14 protein-coding genes are annotated in these 16,432 nt (G+C 70.4%); 6 read left to right on the top strand and 8 right to left on the bottom strand.

Annotated features, from left to right (window positions below; all coding sequences use genetic code 11):
- Positions 1-13: 13 nt before the first annotated feature.
- The gene (locus tag J4E96_RS04440; RefSeq protein ID WP_227424580.1) at positions 14-337 is read right to left on the bottom strand and encodes a WhiB family transcriptional regulator; all 324 of its coding nucleotides are present in this window, start codon (positions 335-337) and stop codon (positions 14-16) included.
- 143 nt (positions 338-480) lie between these two features.
- On the opposite strand from J4E96_RS04440, the gene J4E96_RS04435 reads away from it, so the two are divergent.
- Complete coding sequence (locus tag J4E96_RS04435) at positions 481-1,230, top strand: TIGR03089 family protein (RefSeq protein ID WP_227424579.1); 750 nt, start codon at positions 481-483, stop codon at positions 1,228-1,230.
- Here J4E96_RS04435 and manA read toward each other — a convergent pair.
- Positions 1,212-2,408, bottom strand: a complete 1,197-nt coding sequence (manA, locus tag J4E96_RS04430) for a mannose-6-phosphate isomerase, class I (RefSeq protein WP_227424578.1) — start codon at positions 2,406-2,408, stop codon at positions 1,212-1,214. The two genes, J4E96_RS04435 and manA, sit on opposite strands and share 19 nt — an antisense overlap.
- 136 nt (positions 2,409-2,544) lie before the next feature.
- On the opposite strand from manA, the gene rfbA reads away from it, so the two are divergent.
- The gene (rfbA, locus tag J4E96_RS04425; RefSeq protein WP_227424577.1) at positions 2,545-3,411 is read left to right on the top strand and encodes a glucose-1-phosphate thymidylyltransferase RfbA; all 867 of its coding nucleotides are present in this window, start codon (positions 2,545-2,547) and stop codon (positions 3,409-3,411) included.
- Positions 3,412-3,457: 46 nt separating this feature from the next.
- On the opposite strand, the gene rfbD is transcribed toward rfbA, so the two are convergent.
- On the bottom strand, positions 3,458-4,354 hold the full coding sequence (rfbD, locus tag J4E96_RS04420) for a dTDP-4-dehydrorhamnose reductase (RefSeq protein WP_227424576.1): 897 nt from the start codon (positions 4,352-4,354) through the stop codon (positions 3,458-3,460).
- 101 nt (positions 4,355-4,455) lie between these two features.
- On the opposite strand from rfbD, the gene J4E96_RS04415 reads away from it, so the two are divergent.
- Positions 4,456-5,073 (top strand): dTDP-4-dehydrorhamnose 3,5-epimerase family protein, encoded by a 618-nt coding sequence (locus J4E96_RS04415; protein WP_227424575.1) that lies wholly within the window; start codon positions 4,456-4,458, stop codon positions 5,071-5,073.
- A 9-nt stretch (positions 5,074-5,082) separates the two neighbouring features.
- Here the strand turns inward: J4E96_RS04415 and J4E96_RS04410 are convergent, their stop codons facing one another.
- Positions 5,083-6,204, bottom strand: coding sequence for a glycosyltransferase family 4 protein (locus J4E96_RS04410; protein ID WP_227424574.1), 1,122 nt, complete (start codon positions 6,202-6,204; stop codon positions 5,083-5,085).
- A 296-nt stretch (positions 6,205-6,500) separates the two neighbouring features.
- Here J4E96_RS04410 and J4E96_RS04405 point away from each other — a divergent pair, with 296 nt between their 5' ends.
- A complete protein-coding gene (locus J4E96_RS04405; protein WP_227424573.1) occupies positions 6,501-8,498 on the top strand; it encodes a peptidoglycan recognition protein family protein in 1,998 nt (665 codons plus the stop codon).
- Between the two features lie 100 nt (positions 8,499-8,598).
- Here the strand turns inward: J4E96_RS04405 and J4E96_RS04400 are convergent, their stop codons facing one another.
- Complete coding sequence (locus tag J4E96_RS04400) at positions 8,599-9,654, bottom strand: hypothetical protein (protein WP_227424572.1); 1,056 nt, start codon at positions 9,652-9,654, stop codon at positions 8,599-8,601.
- 226 nt (positions 9,655-9,880) lie between these two features.
- Here J4E96_RS04400 and J4E96_RS04395 point away from each other — a divergent pair, with 226 nt between their 5' ends.
- Positions 9,881-10,867, top strand: coding sequence for a hypothetical protein (locus J4E96_RS04395; protein ID WP_227424571.1), 987 nt, complete (start codon positions 9,881-9,883; stop codon positions 10,865-10,867).
- A gap of 64 nt (positions 10,868-10,931) precedes the next feature.
- Positions 10,932-12,083 (top strand): glycosyltransferase family 4 protein, encoded by a 1,152-nt coding sequence (locus J4E96_RS04390; RefSeq protein WP_227424570.1) that lies wholly within the window; start codon positions 10,932-10,934, stop codon positions 12,081-12,083.
- On the opposite strand, the gene J4E96_RS04385 is transcribed toward J4E96_RS04390, so the two are convergent.
- Genes J4E96_RS04385 through J4E96_RS04375 form a run of 3 tightly spaced genes read right to left on the bottom strand, consistent with a single transcriptional unit; the run spans position 12,073 to position 16,426 of the window.
- On the bottom strand, positions 12,073-14,430 hold the full coding sequence (locus tag J4E96_RS04385; protein WP_227424569.1) for a glycosyltransferase family protein: 2,358 nt from the start codon (positions 14,428-14,430) through the stop codon (positions 12,073-12,075). The two genes, J4E96_RS04390 and J4E96_RS04385, sit on opposite strands and share 11 nt — an antisense overlap.
- Positions 14,427-15,431, bottom strand: coding sequence for a GDP-mannose 4,6-dehydratase (locus J4E96_RS04380; protein WP_227424568.1), 1,005 nt, complete (start codon positions 15,429-15,431; stop codon positions 14,427-14,429). Before J4E96_RS04380 ends, J4E96_RS04385 begins: the two co-directional genes overlap by 4 nt.
- An 8-nt stretch (positions 15,432-15,439) precedes the next feature.
- Positions 15,440-16,426: a GDP-mannose 4,6-dehydratase gene (locus tag J4E96_RS04375; RefSeq protein WP_227424567.1), complete on the bottom strand. Its 987-nt coding sequence runs from the start codon at positions 16,424-16,426 to the stop codon at positions 15,440-15,442.
- Positions 16,427-16,432: the final 6 nt, after the last annotated feature.

Genomic DNA, 16,432 nt, shown 5'->3' with positions numbered 1-16,432 from the left:
GCAAGGGGAACCGTCAGACGACCCGGCGCTTGAGCTTGCGCCGTTCCCGCTCGGAGAGGCCGCCCCAGATGCCGAAGCGCTCGTCGTGCTCGAGGGCGTACTCGAGGCACTCCACGCGCACGTCACAGCCGGTGCAGACCTTCTTGGCCTCGCGCGTCGAGCCGCCCTTCTCGGGGAAGAACGCCTCGGGGTCGGTCTGGGCGCACAGCGCGCGCTCCTGCCAACCGGCCGCAGTGTCGTCAGCTAGCTCGCCGAAGATCGGAAGCACTGGCGCGACGTCGGCGGCGCGCTGATGGTCCGACGGGAAGGACCCGTCCGCGTCGAGCAGATTCCACATCTGGGTGCCTCCGGCTCGGCCTGGGATAGAAAACGCGCTAGGGGAATTACACGCGTGTCGTTCGCGTTAGTCAAGCCCACGGGTGGTAAGCGCGGGTATGCGTCCGGGAATCGCCGAGTGACCTGCCCGCCTAGTCTTGCGGGGTGAACCAGCCCTCCCGCGTGGCCGAGATCCTTGCGCTGCTGACCGCCGACCCGGGTCGTCCCCGTTTGACCTGGTATGGGGGCGCTGGCGAGCGCATCGAGCTCTCGGGCGCGGTGCTCGCGAACTGGGTGTCCAAGACCACGAACCTCCTGGTTGAGGAGTTCGACGGCGCCCCCGGCGTCCGCGTCGGGCTCGACCTGCCAGCGCACTGGCGCACCGCGGTGTGGGCGTTCGCGGCGTGGCGCTGCGGGGCGTGCGTCGTGCTCGGGCCGGGCGCCGCGGACTGCGACGTGGTCGTCACGGATCGGCCCGACCGCCACGCCGGCGCGGCGCAGCTCGTCGCAGTCGCCCTGCCCGGGCTCGCGCGGCGGTTCGCCGGGCCGATGCCGCCCGGCACCATCGACGCGGCGGGCGCCGTCATGACCTATGGCGACGTCGTCGGCTGGGCGCCGCCGGTCGAGGCGAGCGCATCCGCGCTGGACGGTGCCGGCGGCGTGATCTCGCACGCGGAGCTCGTGCCGTGGTCGCTCGCGACGACGGCGAGCCCGGGCGCGCGCACGCTCGTGCCGGCCGGCGCCGGGCGCGACGACGACGTCGCGGCGATGCTGCGCACGGTCACGGGCGTGCTCGCCGGGGCCGGGTCGGTCGTGCTCGTCGGCGCCGAGCCCGCGGCCGAGCTGGCCCAGGACCCGCAGCGGCTCGCCCGGCTGGTCGCGAGCGAGCGGATCGATCAGGGCACGTCGGCCTGAACGACGGTCCCCGACCCCTGGACGGTGAGGTCGCCGTCGGAGGCCGGCGCGAAGATCGACTCGCCGCGCAGCAGCTTGACGACCGACCCGCGGGCGGTCCGGATCTCGAGCTCGCCCGCCAGGCACAGCAGGATGCGCGGGCCGCGGCCCGGCAACGGGTGCACGACCGCGTCGTCGATCGAGGTGACCGAGAGCTCGAAGTCGTCCACCGGCGCGTAGAACACCCGGGTGGCGCGGTGGAAGATCTCCGGGGCGATCCGGATCGGGGGGGCAGCGACGTAGTCGACGTTGCGGAGCAGCTCGTCGACGTCGATGTGCTTGGTGGTCAGCCCCGCGCGCAGCACGTTGTCGGAGCTCGCCATGATCTCGATGCCGAGCCCGTGCAGGTAGGCGTGCACGCCGCCGGCCGGGACGAACATCGCGTCGCCGGGCTGGAGCGTGACCGGGTTGAGCAGCAGCGAGGTCACCACCCCGGGGTCGCCGGGGTACTGCTGCGCGAGGAGCACGACCGTGCGGTCGGCGCGGGGCGAGGACGAGCCCGCGGCGAGGCGCGCGGCGCAGGCGTCGGTGACCTCGTGCACGGCGTCGGCGCTCGGGCGGGTGTGCGCCTGCAGCAGCTGCGTGAAGGCGGCGCGGATCCCCTCGAAGGACGGCTGCGTCGTGAGCACGTCGTGCAGCTGCTTGGCCAGCGGCGCGTCGAGGTCGGCGAGCAGCTCCGCGGCGCGCCGCGGCGCACGAAAACCGCACAGGGCCTCGAACGGAGTGAGGGCGTAGAGCAGCTCGGGCTTGTGGTTGCGGTCGCGATAGTTGCGGTGCACCGCCGTGATCGGGACGCCGGCGTCCTCCTCGGCCGCGAAGCCCACCGCCGCCTGCTCGGCGGTCGGGTGGACCTGCAGCGAGAGCGGCGTCTCAGCCGCGATGACCTTGAGCAGGTAGGGCAGCGACGGCCCGAACCGGGCGACGACGTCGGCGCCGAGCAGGCCCTCGGCGTCCGCGGCGAGCCACGAGTCCAGCCCCGCGGAGCCGTGCTCGGTCCGGACGACCGAGGGCGCGCTCGGGTGCGCGCCGAGCCACGACTCGGCGAGCGGCTCCGTCGCCGCCGGCAACCCCAACAGCTCCGGGATCGCCGTCACCGAACCCCAGGCATAGTGCTGGGCGGGGTTGGCAAGTCTGATCACGGGATCCTCGATCGTCGGGAGCTGGATGCCCCGATGGTAACGAATGCACGGTTCGCGCCCACACAGATTCGCACGAACGCCCAGATGTCGGCGGTTTGGCGAAAATCCCGGCGGCAGTGCGACAGACTGTTGGACCATGCGCGGAATCATCTTGGCCGGCGGCTCGGGCACCCGGCTCCACCCGATCACTCTCGGCGTCAGCAAGCAGCTCGTGCCGGTGTACGACAAACCGATGATCTACTACCCGCTGTCGACGCTGATCCTCGCGGGCATCCGGGACGTCCTCGTCATCACCACGCCCCACGAGGCGGACCAGTTCCGCCGGCTGCTCGGCGACGGCTCCCAGTTCGGGGTCTCGATCAGCTACACCGTGCAGGCCGAGCCCAACGGGCTCGCGCAGGCGTTCGTGCTCGGCGCCGACTTCGTGGGCAACGACGCCGCGTCGCTCGTGCTCGGCGACAACATCTTCTACGGACCCCGGCTCGGCTCCCAGCTCTCGCGCTTCGAGCGCATCGACGGGGCCGCCGTGTTCGCCTACCGGGTCGCGGACGCCACGGCCTACGGCGTCGTCGAGTTCGACCAGACCGGCCGCGCGCTGTCGCTGGAGGAGAAGCCGGCGCACCCGAAGAGCAACTACGCGGTGCCCGGGCTCTACTTCTACGACAACGACGTCGTGGCGATCGCGAAGGACCTCAAGCCCTCGGCGCGCGGCGAGTACGAGATCACCGACGTCAACCGCGTGTACCTCGAGCAGGGTCGCCTGCAGGTCGAGGTGCTGCCCCGCGGGACGGCGTGGCTGGACACCGGCACGTTCGACTCGCTCCTCGAGGCGTCCGACTACGTGCGCACCGTCGAGCGGCGCCAGGGCCTGAAGATCGGGTCCCCGGAGGAGGTCGCCTGGCGACGCGGCTTCCTGACCGACGACGAGCTGCGCACGCGGGCCGAGAAGCTCGTCAAGTCCGGCTACGGCACCTACCTGCTCGGGCTCCTCGAGAACCCCTGACCGCCGCGGCCGCCGGCGCGCCGGCGGCCGGAAGTGCGCTTGACGGTCAGCGCGCCTCGACCGCCGGGGCCAGCACCGCGGCCGACGCCGCCGCCCACCGGTCGCGCCACGGGCCGATCGGGGTCACGCCGGCCGCCTCGAGCGAGCCGTGACCGAGCACGGAGTAGTCGGGCCGCGGCGCGGGGGCCACGTAGGCCGCGCTCGTCGTCGTCCGCACGATCTGCGGGTCGAGCCCGGCCGCCGCGACGACCTCGCGCGCGAACTCGTGCCAGGAGGCCTGCCCGGATGACGTGCCGTGGTAGGTCCCGCCCGGCACGTTCGCCTCGACGAGCCGCACGACGAGGTCCGCGAGGTCCATCGTCCAGGTCGGCTGACCGACCTGGTCGGCGACCACGTCAAGCCCGCCGCGCTCGGCCGCGACCCGGGCGATGGTCTTCGGGAAGCAGCGCCCGCCGGCGCCGTAGAGCCACGCGGTGCGCACGACGAGCACGTCGGACGCCTCCGCGCGCACGGCCCACTCGCCCGCAGCTTTCGTCCGGCCGTAGGCGGACCGGGGGGCAAGCGCAGCGTCCGCCGCGTAGGGCGTGCTCGCCCCGCCGTCGAACACGTAGTCGGTGGAGATCTGCACCAGGCGCGCGCCCGCGCGCCGAGCCGCGCGCGCGAGGTTCGCGGCGCCGACGGCGTTGACCGCGAACGCGGCGGCCTCGTCCGTCTCGGCCGCGTCCACCGCGGTGTACGCCGCGCAGTTCATGACGACGTCGGCGCCCGCCGCGGCGGCGAGGCACGCGTCGGCGTCGGTGATGTCGAGGGCACGGTGTCCGTTCAGGGCGTCGCCGTCGAGGACGCTGCGGCCCGTCGTGCGCACGTCGTGACCGCGCACGGTGAGCGTGCTCGCGACATCCTGGCCGAGCATCCCGCTCGCACCGACTACCAACCAGCGCATCTGCGACTCCTGACTCGACGCCCGCGAAGAGTCCCGCGAGCGAGACAGTCTAAGGTCGCCGGTACGCTGAACCGGCTCAAGTTCCCTCCGAAAGGCCCCCCATGACGTTCCGCAAGCTCTCCGTCCCCGGCGCCTGGGAGGTGACCCCCAAGCAGCACGGCGACCCACGCGGGGTCTTCCTGGAGGTCTTCCAGGGCGACCCCCTGCGAGCGGCGATCGGGCATCGGTTCGACCTGCAGCAGGCCAACTGCTCGGTCTCGGCGGCAGGCGTGCTGCGCGGGATTCACTTCGCCGACGTGCCCCCGGGGCAGGCCAAGTACGTGACCTGCGCCAAGGGCGCCGTGCTCGACGTCGTTGTTGACATCCGCGTCGGATCTCCGACGTTCGGGCAGTGGGATTCAGTGCTGCTCGACGACGTCGATCGGCGCGCTATCTACCTGAGCGAAGGCCTCGGGCACGCCTTTATGTCGCTCGAGGACGACTCGACGGTGCTGTACCTCTGCTCCACCGGCTACTCCCCCGGCCGCGAGCATGGGATCCACCCACTCGACGCCGAGGTCGCGATCGCCTGGCCGACGACCGCGCGGGACGGGAGCCCGATGGCTCCGCAGCTGTCAGCCAAGGACCTCGCGGCGCCCACCCTGGCGGAGGCGGTCGCCCAGGACCTGCTTCCCCACTACGACGCCGTCCAGACGTATCTCGGGACGCTCCCTGCGTGAGCGTCCGGGTCAGGCGCTCAGCGCCTTGACGTAGGCCGCGAGGTGCACCGCTGCAGCAGCGTCCCAAGTGAAACCTGCCGCGCGCGTGATCGCCGCCGCGGAAAGTTCGGCGCGCCGCTCGGGCTCCGCCAGTAGGTTCGCCAGCGCTGCAGCGATGCTCCCGTCATCGGTACCGCAGTAGGCCACGGCATCTCCGCCCACCTCGGGGAGCGAAAGCTCTCGGGTGGTGAGGACGGCAGCCCCGCAGGCCATCGCCTCGAGGACGGGCAGCCCGAACCCCTCACCGAGGCTTGGATAGGCGAGCACCCGCGCTCCGGAAAGAAACCCGGGCAGGTCAGCGAGCGCCAGGTAGCCGGGCCGAATCACGGTGAGGCCGCGCGGGACGGCCGCGATCGCAGGTTCTACCTCGGTGTCCCACCCTCGGCCGCCGACCAGCACCAGGGCAGGCGGCTCGGCGCTCCGTTCGACCGCTCGGACCCAGCCGCGGATGAGCGCGGGGACGTTCTTTCGTGGCTCGAGCGTCCCAAGGAACCCGACATATGGCAGGTCGCCGAGCCCGAGGCGGGCACGTATCCGGGCCTGGGCTTCGGGCGCGGCGGGGTGAAAGACGCTCGCATCGACGCCGTGGTAGGCAACCGCAAACTTGTCGGGCCGCCCGCCCACAAAGCGCCGGACCTCGTCGCGGGTCGCTCCCGAGGGCACGACAAGGCCGGCGGCGCGGCGGACCGCCACGCGGATCGCGGACCGGAAGAACCGCGCCTTGACCGGCGTGTGCAGCTCGGGGTGGCTGAAGAACGTCGCGTCGTGCAGGGTCACGACGACGGGGACGCCTGCGAGCGAGGGCATGGTGTAGTGCGGGCTGTGCAGCACGTCGGGGCGGGTAGCCCGCACGAGCTTCGGCAGCAGCACCTGCTCCCAGGCAAGCCGCACGGCCCGGCGCTCGATCGCGGCGGGTGCGGGCACGACCTCGGCCCCCGGCACCAGCGCTGACGTCGCCGCGGCGTCATGCGCTTGGCAGGCCACCACGAGATCGACGCCTTGGCGCGCGAGCGCGGGCAGGAGTTCGTCCACGTAGCGCCCAACACCGCCGCGATCGGACGGGACGGCCGTGGCATCGAGGAGCACGCGCATGATCTCATCATTCCTTACGGGCGCGACCCGGCGCTCGCGCCAACGGGTAAAACGGTAACAATGGGTGGTTTTGGCCGGTTCTCGATCATTACTTGCCGGCGGGCCTTGGAATGCGATCGGATGTATCCGCGCGGAGCGGCGCCGCCATGGTCGGCATTCGACCCCGGTACATTGCTTTGGGCTCCTCGTACTCGAGACGGCCTCAACGTAGCATCAACGAAAGAGCGTGTCGGCGAAGGGCAGCCGCCGGCGCCGAGTGACGACTGAGGCTCAGCCCCCCGAAGGTCAGGATCACCATGTACATGCAATTCGCTCTCGCGGCGCTGCTGGCGCTCACCGGGCTCGCATACCCGGCGGGCACGGCCAGCGAGGATGCTGGGAGCGCGCAGGCGGTCAGGGGTGTCACCACCAACGCCCTCGCCGCGGCCGCCTCCGGTGTCAAGACCGCCGAGGGTTCGGATGCGGAACCGATCGCGCAGGCCGACATCCCGATCGTCGTCCCGCCGGTCGACGAGGCGGTGGCAGGCGCCGCGGACGCGACCATTCCCGCGGTCGAGCCACTCCCGCTCGAGGTCGTGGCGGACGAGTTGTCGGCTCCCGGCCGTGTGACGAGCGAGGTTGTCGACGCGACAGGTTTTCAGACTGTGGGCGTCACCTGGCCCGAAGGAGCGGCCGTCGCGGATCTCGAGGGTCAAGTCCGCACGAGCACGGACGGTGTCTGGTCGCCGTGGCTCGATCTCGAGCCGGGTGATATCGCGCCAGACGCCGGCACGGCCGATGCTCGGAACGCCGTCCGGGGTGGGACCGATCCGCTGGCGATCGGCGACGTCGACGCTGTCCAGCTGAGCTTCGCCGCAACGCCAGAGGGAGGCCCCGACGGCATGAAGTTCGCACTGATCGGCTCGAACGCGACCACGACCACGACCGCGGGGTCCGTGGTGGGCTCCGCAGCAACGTCGACGGCGAGCATCCGCAACGCGAGCTACTCGACGGGCGTCGCCACCGCTGCGGGCGCGGCGCCCGCCGTCTACTCGCGCGCCGACTGGGGTGCCCCGGCCCAGATCTGCACGCCCGACGTCGCCTCGACCCTCGTCGGCGCTGTCGTCCACCACACCGCGGGCAGCAACGCCTACTCCACGGTCGCCCAGGCGATGCAACAGATCCGGAACGATGCGCAGTACCACATCAGCTCTCGCGGCTGGTGCGACATCGGGTACAACTTCGTCGTCGACAAGTGGGGAAACATCTACGAGGGTCGGGCGAACAGCTTGACCCAGCCGGTGATCGGGGTCCACACCGGCGGCTTCAACACCGCCACCGTCGGCGTCGCGATGCTCGGGACCTTCGACGCGGCGCCGTCGGCCGCGACCCAGTCCGCCGTCGCACGGATCATCGGCTGGCGTCTCGGCGCCTATGGAGTTGACCCCCAGAGCACGATGACGTATCGCACGGGCGCAGGTGAGAACTCGCGCTACACGAACCAGGACGTCGTCCTTCCCCGAGTCTTCGGGCACCGCGACACGGCGTACACCGCCTGCCCCGGCCAGGGCGGATGGAACGCGCTCCCGAGCATTCGCGCGATGGCACGGGATGCTGCCGCCAGCAACTCCCAATCGATCGGAGCGCAGCCCGTCGAGAGTCCAGGGACCTTCCGTGCCGGCTTCTTCCGGCTGCGCGCCAGCTACTCCAGCGGCAATGCCGACGGCTGGTTCACGTTCGGCAACCCGGGGGACTCGGCCGTCATGGGCGACTGGAACGGTGACGGCACCAAGACCCCGGGCGTCTTCCGCAACGGGGTCTGGTACCTCCGCAACAGCAACAGCCCTGGCGGCGCTGACATCGCCTTCGCCTTCGGGTCCCCGGGCGACGTGCCCGTGGTCGGGGACTGGAACAACGACGGCGTCGAAACCATCGGGGTGTTTCGCGCCGGCATGTGGTACGTCCGCAACAGCAACACCTCCGGCGCGGGCGAGGGCAACTTCCGGTACGGGCAGGCTGGTGACGAACCCGTCGTCGGGGACTGGAACAACGACGGCACCGACACCCTCGGAGTCTTCCGCGGGGGCTTCTGGTACCTGACGAACTTCTTCGACCGCGGGTATGCCGACGGGGTGTTCGGCTTCGGCAGTCGCGGCGACCAGCCGGTCGCCGGCGACTGGAACCGTGACGGCACGGACACGCTCGGGGTCTTCAGGAACGGCATGTGGTACCTGAGCAACTTCTTCGATCACGGCACCGCCGAGGGCTCGTTCAGCTTCGGCGGAAGCGGCGACAAGGCGCTGCTGTTCCGTTAGGTCCTCCCTCCACGCGCACGAGACGACCGCACGCTCACCCCGCGACACGGGAGAGCGTGCGGTTGCCGTGCTCACACCGAGCGAAGGCCGCGCGCGTCGATCACGGGTAGGGGCAGCCGCCCCAGCCGTCACAGATGACCCCTACCTTGAGCACCTGGTCGCCGGCCTGTCCGATCGCGGCTCCGGTCACGCTGAAGCTGAGGGTTGCCGCGAAGTAGCTGCTCGCGAACAGGTGTGCGGTTGACGGGCGGAAGACAGTCGGCCCCGACGGGGAGTTGGTGGAACGCATGCTGGCTACCTGCGCCGGCGCGGCCGGCAGATCGCCGAGACCCGCGGTGATCCAGGCGGTCATCGGAAACAGATCTCCCACCCTGTAGAACGTGGCGTTGCCTGGGCGATACAGATTGAGCACGAGGGACGGGCCCGCGTTGGTGTAGCTGATCTCCGAGCCCAGCGGGATGTCGCCGGCGTTTCCGACATTTCTCGTGCCCTGAGCGACCGTGCTCGTCGGGTCGGTCTGCAGATACCACGTCGTTCCCCGCACGACCCCCAGGTCGGAGACGCCGTCGCTGTTCCAGTCGCCCACCACCGGGATGTCTCCAGGGCCACCGAGCGTTCGCGTGCCGGCCGCCGTGCCGCCGAACTCAGTCCCGCTGAAGAACCACTCCCCCGTCGACGGCCGAAAGACCCCCGGGGTCGCATAGTTCTTGCCGTTCACACCCCACTGCCCGATGACGCCGATGTCGCCGGGATTGCCGAAGATGAAGCAGAAGCCGGCCGTCCCCTCTGCGCCCGACGACACATACCAGACCTGACCTCGCTTGAAGTAGTAGATCTGAGCCTGCGGGTCCCTGACCGTGCTCGCCTGGTCCGTCGAGCACGCGGCGATCTCGGCCGCCGTCGCGGCGGCGGTCGTACCCGTCAGCGGATACGTCGCTGGCGCGCGGACCGACACCGACTTCGCCTGCGCCGCCGGTGGCGTGGTCGGGGCAACGGCCGCGGCCCCGGACACTCCGAGCGTCGACACGACGGCAGCACCAAGCACGGCCCGTGCCGACCGTGAAAGGCTCGCGGGAATCATCATGAGCCCCACGATAGCGCAGGGCGCTGCCGCGAGAATGTCGGAAATGGCATGCATTCTCATCAATTCGAGCACGTGTCACGCCCATTGCAACCCGACACTCCCGCTCACCGGATGGCCCTTTCCCGCGCCTGCGCAAAAGAACCGGCGTAGGCTATGAATCCGGGTTCGGCAAGGCTGTCGATTCTTCACGTTCCTCCATCGTCTCTCGGGAGCCCTGATGTCAGACCCCTCGACCGACCTCCACCGTGGTCGAGCCGCGTCGCGCCGGGCGCCTGGCCGCGGGGCACGGTGCCTCGCGATGCTAACGGCGGCGGCGATCGCCGTCGGGCTGGCAGCGACCACGGCCGCGGCCGACACCGAGATCCTGCTCGACCCGGTGGCCGAGGCCGGCACGACACCGGCGCTCGACATCGTGCGGTACCAGGTCAGCCTCGACGCCGCGGCGGCGACCTCCACGGTGTACTTCCAGGGGTGGGACCAGGCCGCACTCGATGCCGCCGAATTCACCACGGTCCTGGTTGCTGGCGACAGCGTCTACGAAGGATTCGTCCTCTTCAAGGGTGCCGGAAGCCCGTCAGCCATCCTCACGACGACCTCGTCGTCCGACGGCGGCGCGATACCCGGTTGTCCCGTCACCGTCACCTACTCGGCCGCCAGGCACTCGGTGGAGATGTCGGTGAGCGCCGGGTGCCTGGGCGACCCCGCAGCCGTGAGCCTCTACCACGTCATCGACCTGAACTCCGGGGCCTCGTTCGACTTCGCGGACTCGAACCCGTTCGGTCCGAGCCGCGCCGTCAGTGCCGGCCCCGTGACCGGCCTGCCGCTGCCGATCGTCACGGTGCAACGGTTCTGGAGCGAAGCCTTCAGCAACGCGCACTTCTTCACCGCCGACCCGACCGAGGCCGAGAACCTCTTCGACAACGACGCGAACTGGTCGTACGAGAGTCTCGCCTTCAGCGCCTACGCCCCCGAGGGGCAGGTCTGCTCCACGACTGAGCTGACCCCGGTCTACCGGTTCTACTCGCAGCGATTCCAGTCTCACTTCTTCACTGCCGACGGCGTCGAGAAGGACACCCTCCGCGCTGGCGACTCCCACTGGGCGTACGAAGGCGTCGCGTACTGTGCGCCGGCCGCACCCGCAACCGGCACCGAACCGTTGTTCCGGTTCTGGAGCTCCAGATTCGGCAAGCACTTCTACACCGCCGACCCGAGCGAGGCGCACCTGTTGCGCACCGCCGACCCGAACTGGGCGTACGAGGGAGTCGCATACGACGTCCTCGCCTGACCCGTGCTCGAGCGAGGCCGCGGCCCGCGTCAATCCCCGGCGCCGCTCGCGTAGGTTGCACCACGTGAGCACTCGCCCCAACACGACCCTGTCGGTCGCAGTGACCGTCGAACAGCTGTGGCAACCGTCTCCGGGCGGCTCGGGCACCTACATCCGCGAGCTGACGGAGGCCCTCGCGCTCCGTGACGACATCACCCTGCTCGGGGTCGGGGCACGGCACCCCTCCGCGCCACCCGACCCGTGGGGCCTGCCGAGCGACCTGAGGCTGCACCTGTCCCGCCTGCCACGGGTCGCGCTGTACGAATCGTGGAACACGCTGCGGTTCCCGCGGGCTGCGCCGCGAGCCGAGCACATCGACGTACTGCACGCCACGACCTGGGCCATCCCGCCGCGGACCGCCCCGCTGGTGGTGACGGTGCACGACCTCGCCTTCTTGCGCGAACCAGCCCACTTCACCGCGCGCGGCAACGCGTTCTTCCGGCGGGCGCTCGACATCGTCCGCCGGGAGGCCGACATGGTGATCGCCGTGTCCGAGGCGACGCGCGCCGACTGCTTGCGCGCCGGCATCGAACCTGAGCGGGTGCGGGTCGTGCACCACGGCGCGACGGTCCCCGACGTGCCGGTGACCGCGGTCCGTGCCTTTCGGGCTCGACACAACCTGGTCCGGCCGTACGTGTTCTGGTGCGGCACGGCCGAGCCGCGCAAGAACCTCGAGGGCCTGCTCGCTGCCTACGCGCTCGTCGTCGCCTCCGGCAACGAGCTCGACCTGGTGCTCGCCGGCCCCGTCGGCTGGGGAGACGCCTCCGCGCGACTCGCACAGGCCGCCGCTGCCCTTCCCGCCGCCCGGGTGCACCGCCTCGGCATCCTCAGCGAGAGTGACCTGCACGCTGGCTACGCTGGCGCCTCGGTGTTCTGCTTTCCGTCCCACTGGGAAGGATTCGGGCTGCCGGTGCTGGAGGCGATGAGCCATGGGGTGCCAGTTGTAACCTCTCGTGGCACGGCGATGGCCGAGATCTGTGGCACCGGGGCGCTCCTCGCCGACGCGGCCGACCCGGTCGAACTCGCTCGAGCGATCATCAGCGCGGCCACCGACCGACATGACGCGCTCGCCGCGAACGCCCGAGTGCAGGCCGCGGCGTTCACCTGGCAACGGTGCGCCGCTGAGACGACGGCGGCGTACCGCGCCGCCGCCGATCGCGCGGGCCTTAGCGCCTGAGCACAGGCAGACCGAGCTCGGTCACCTGGAAGCCGGTCACCGTGACGCTTGCGGCGGCGTCCAGCTGCAGCACTGAGCGACCCGCCGGGAGCATCAAGGTGAGGTCAAGCGCGCCGGCTCCCGCCACGATCGGTTCCCGGAGCGTCACGCCGGCGACGGCGACCCCCACCTCGGAGACCTTCTCCTGCCCGACTCCTGGTGTGGGCGACAGCTCCGCGTGCAGCTCGATCTGCACGGGTGCACCACGGGGGTTGTCGAGCGTCAGCGATCCACCCGCGGCGGTCGATACCCACACGACCGGAAGCGCGACGCCGCTCGAGTCCGCCGCGCCCGTGCTGGCCACGACCGTCATCGTCGGGGCCGGGTACGCCATGACCGGGCCCACCAGAGCCTGGGCTACCCGGTCCACGTCGGCCGACGAGTTCAGTGCCCGAACGGATGCACCCTCGTCGAGCAGCGAGTACAGCGCGTAACGCGCATCAGCGCTCTGCAGGATCGGGTCGCCCGCGTTGGCCACGAGCCCGGCCTCGAGATCGGGCGCCGCGAGCCCCAGAGCGGTGCGGTCCACCATGATCGCGGCGAATCCTTCGGCGGCCAGCGCCGACACCATGTCCGAGGCGGGGAGCTGCGCGGCCGCGCGCGGCCAATCGCTCGTCGCCCGCCCCTTGATCCCGCCCGCAGACCAGCGCAGTGCCGCGGAGTGGAGGTACGGCTTGAGCTGTTCGGTGTCGTAGACGCCGTTGACCGGTCCCGTCTCCGGATAGCCGGCGTAGGGGAGCTGAAACACCATCGCGTCCGTCGGAAGCGCGTCCTCGACGCTCGCGATCCAGGTTTCGTCCTTCGCGTACGCGGCGGCCGAGCCGGCGTAGTCCGGCACCGCGCCCGGGGTCACCTGGTCGAACGTGCCGCCCGCGAGGACGACGATCGCGACAGTGCCCGCCACGAGCCGAACCCGCAGGTGGCTCGCCTGGCGCGCGCGGAGCGCACTGACGAGCCAGGCGTCCAGCACGAGGCCGGCGATGGCCAGGCAGAGCGCAGCGATGACGATCGACATGCGGTTCCACCCGCGAAGGTCCGAGGTCAAGAACGAGAGCAGGCTCGCCAGCCCGCCGACGGTCGAGCACAGCAGCGCGACCAGGGTGAGCATGGACAGCTCAGCGAGCGTCTTCGTCCGCTCATGCTGGTCGACGCGGAGCCGGTCGACCCTGCGTGCCCGGGTGATCGCCAGGACGGCCAGAACAAGCGCGCAGGCGAGGCCGAACGCGGCGACGGCTCCCAAGGCAGGGTTTTCAGAGATCAGGGGGTACTCGGAGTCGTAGTAGCTCCGGATCTGGGCCAGGAAGGCGATGCGGTGCCCGGGCACGGGCAGCAACAGCTGGGACAGCTTCAGCGCGTAGATCTCGACCTCGCCCTGGTTTCGGACGAGGCCTTCCGTGTTGTCCCCGTGCTGCATCGTGTAGAGCAGGTCCGGCGCCATGTTGGCGGCGACCACGAGCACGAGGAGCACTCCGGCGGTCGCGGCGCCCAGGAACCTCCGGATGTCACGGTCGCGCCACCAGGCGGCGATGCCGGCCGTCGCGAGCAGGATGACGATGAAGATCGCGTAGTACGACGACGCCGTGGCGACGAGCGCGACGGACAGCGCGGTGCTCGCACCCCGCCCCGTCAGTAGACCCACAGCGCGAGGCAACCCGTCGCGGGCTCCCCACAGCCGCTCGCCCCGCAGGGCTCGCAGGACGACGACGAGGGCGAGCGGGATCGCATAGTACGAGGCCAGCCACAGGTGACCCTCGCCGCGGGCGAAGTGATACGGGGCGATCGAGAACAGCACCGCCATGACGACCGTGAACATCCTGGACACGCCGCACACGCGCAGGAACCAAGTCATCGTGAGGGCCGCGAGGACGAAGCCCGCGAGGTAGTAGACGTTCATCGCGGTCGCGAAGTCCGTCGTGAACCAGCCGAGCACCCGCGCTGCGACGAAGTTGAGATTGTCCGCCGTCGGGAAATCGTGATAGATCTGGCCGGTCGGCGCGCCCAGCAGCGGCTGGAACTCGTACCAGCCGGTCTCCAGCACCGTCTTGAAGTGCGCGGCGATCGCGACGGCGTCGCCCCAGTAGACGAACGGCACACGCAGGTCCGCTCGCCACAGCTGGAGCGCGCCCACGGTGGCGAGCGCGGAGCCGACCGCGCTGAGCAGATACAGAACGGGCTCGGACCGCCACCATGGGAGCGACCCGCCGGATCGGCGCGCCGCGCCGCTGGCGAGGGGTCTCCCGGCGCTGCCGACTGCTTGCCTCCCCGAGCGGCCCGACTCGGCGCCCACCTCAACGGCAGACTGCTTCACGCAGGCGTCCCGCGGCCGCCGTCGGCGATGAGCTCGACGTCGTGGTCGACCATCGACGCCACGATCTGCTCGAACGCGGTGGACGGGCTCCAGCCGAGCTCACGCCTGGCCTTGCTCGCGTCTCCCAGTTGGATCGCCGCGTCCGCGGGCCGGACGAAGGCAGGATCCGTCCGCACGTGGGCTTGCCAGTCCTCGATGCCAACCCGCGCGAACGCGACCCGGACGAAGTCCGCCACGGTATGACCGACCCCGGTCGCGATCACGAAGTCATCCGCCGCCTCGTGCCGGACGATCGAGGTCATGGCCTGCACGTAGTCGGGCGCCCAGCCCCAGTCCCGGGTGACGTCGAGCGTTCCGAGGGTGAGCACTGTGTCAAGCCCGGCCGCGATCCTCGCCGCGCCTCGCGTGATCTTCCGCGTCACGAACGCCTCGGGCCGGCGCGGCGACTCATGGTTGTACAGGATCGCGGCCGACGCGTGCAGCTCGCGAGCGCGATAGACGCCCACCATGTGGTGCGCGTACGCCTTCGCCGCGCCGTACGGCGACCGGGGTCTGACGGGGGTCGCCTCCGTCTGCGGGCTTTCCGGTGCGTCTCCGAAGATTTCCGCGCTCGAGGCCTGGAGAACGCGCACGGTCCTACCGGTGCGCTCCTGCAGCAGCCATGCGGAGTGCAGCACCGAGGCGACGGCCACGCCCGAGACGATGCCGGTGGTGACCGGGTGCGCCCACGAGTACGCAACCGACGAGATCCCCGCGAGGTTGTAGATCTCGTCCGGAGCGATCTCGGCCACCAGCCGGTCGACCGTCGCCGCGTCCGCGAGATCCCCCTCGTGGACGATCAGGCCCGGCACCCACGTCAGCAGTTCATCGAGCCCCGGGTCCTGCGCGCCGCCCGGGCCCCGGCGCACGAGGGCGTGCACCTCGGCGCCTTCGCGGGCGAGCGCCTCACAGAGGTACGACCCGTCCTGACCGGTGGCGCCAGTGACAAATGCGATCCCCATCGGCGGTGCTACAGCCGTGCCTGGGCGCGCTGCAAGGCCAGGTCGTTGTCGACCATCATGCCGACCAGCTCTTCGAAGCCGACCTTCGGGGTCCACCCGAGGACGTCCCGGGCCTTTGCTGAGTCGCCGATGAGCAACTCGACCTCGGCCGGTCGCATGAACCGCGGGTCCTGCGTGACCAGGTGCTCCCACTCCTCGATGCCGACGCGCGCGAACGCGACCTCCAGCAGCTCCCGGATCGAGTGGGTCACGCCGGTCGAGATCACGTAGTCGTCGGCCGTGTCCTGCTGCAGCATGCGCCACATCGCCTCGACATAGTCGCCCGCGAAGCCCCAGTCCCGCTTGGCGTCGAGGTTGCCCATCGTGATCGTGTCCTGCAGGCCGAGCGAGATCCGCGCGACGGCCTGGCTCACCTTGCGCGTGACGAACTCGAACCCCCGGCGCGGCGACTCGTGGTTGAACAGGACGCCGGAGGACGCGTGCATCCCGTAGGACTCGCGGTAGTTGATCGTCATGTAGTGCCCGAAGACCTTCGCGACGCCGTACGGCGAGCGGGGCCACAGGAGCGTGGACTCGCGCTGCGGCACCTCCTGCACCTTGCCGAACATCTCCGAGCTGGACGCCTGGTAGAAGCGCACCTTGGCCGGGTCATCACCCGAGTACAACCGCACTGCCTCAAGAATGTTCAGCACACCCTTGCCGGTCACATCCGTCGTGAGCATCGCGTTCTCCCACGAATACGCGACGAACGAGATCGCACCCAGGTTGTACACCTCGTCCGGGCGCGAGACGTTCAAGGCCCTGATCAGGCTGGACATATCGGTGAGGTCACCGGTGAGCAGCTTGACCCCGGGAACCAGGCGTTCCACCAACTCGAACTTGGGGTTGTTCTGGCCGCGTATCAGCCCGTAGACCTCATACCCCTTGGAGAGCAGCAACTCAGAGAGGTAAAGGCCGTCTTGACCGGTCACACCGGTTATCAGCGCGCGCTTCATCAGACA

The sequence above is a fragment of the Pengzhenrongella sicca genome (assembly GCF_017569225.1).
GTDB classification, from domain to species: domain Bacteria; phylum Actinomycetota; class Actinomycetes; order Actinomycetales; family Cellulomonadaceae; genus Pengzhenrongella; species Pengzhenrongella sicca.
Note: the sequence above shows the minus strand (reverse complement) of the source record. Positions and strands in the feature narration are given on the sequence as shown.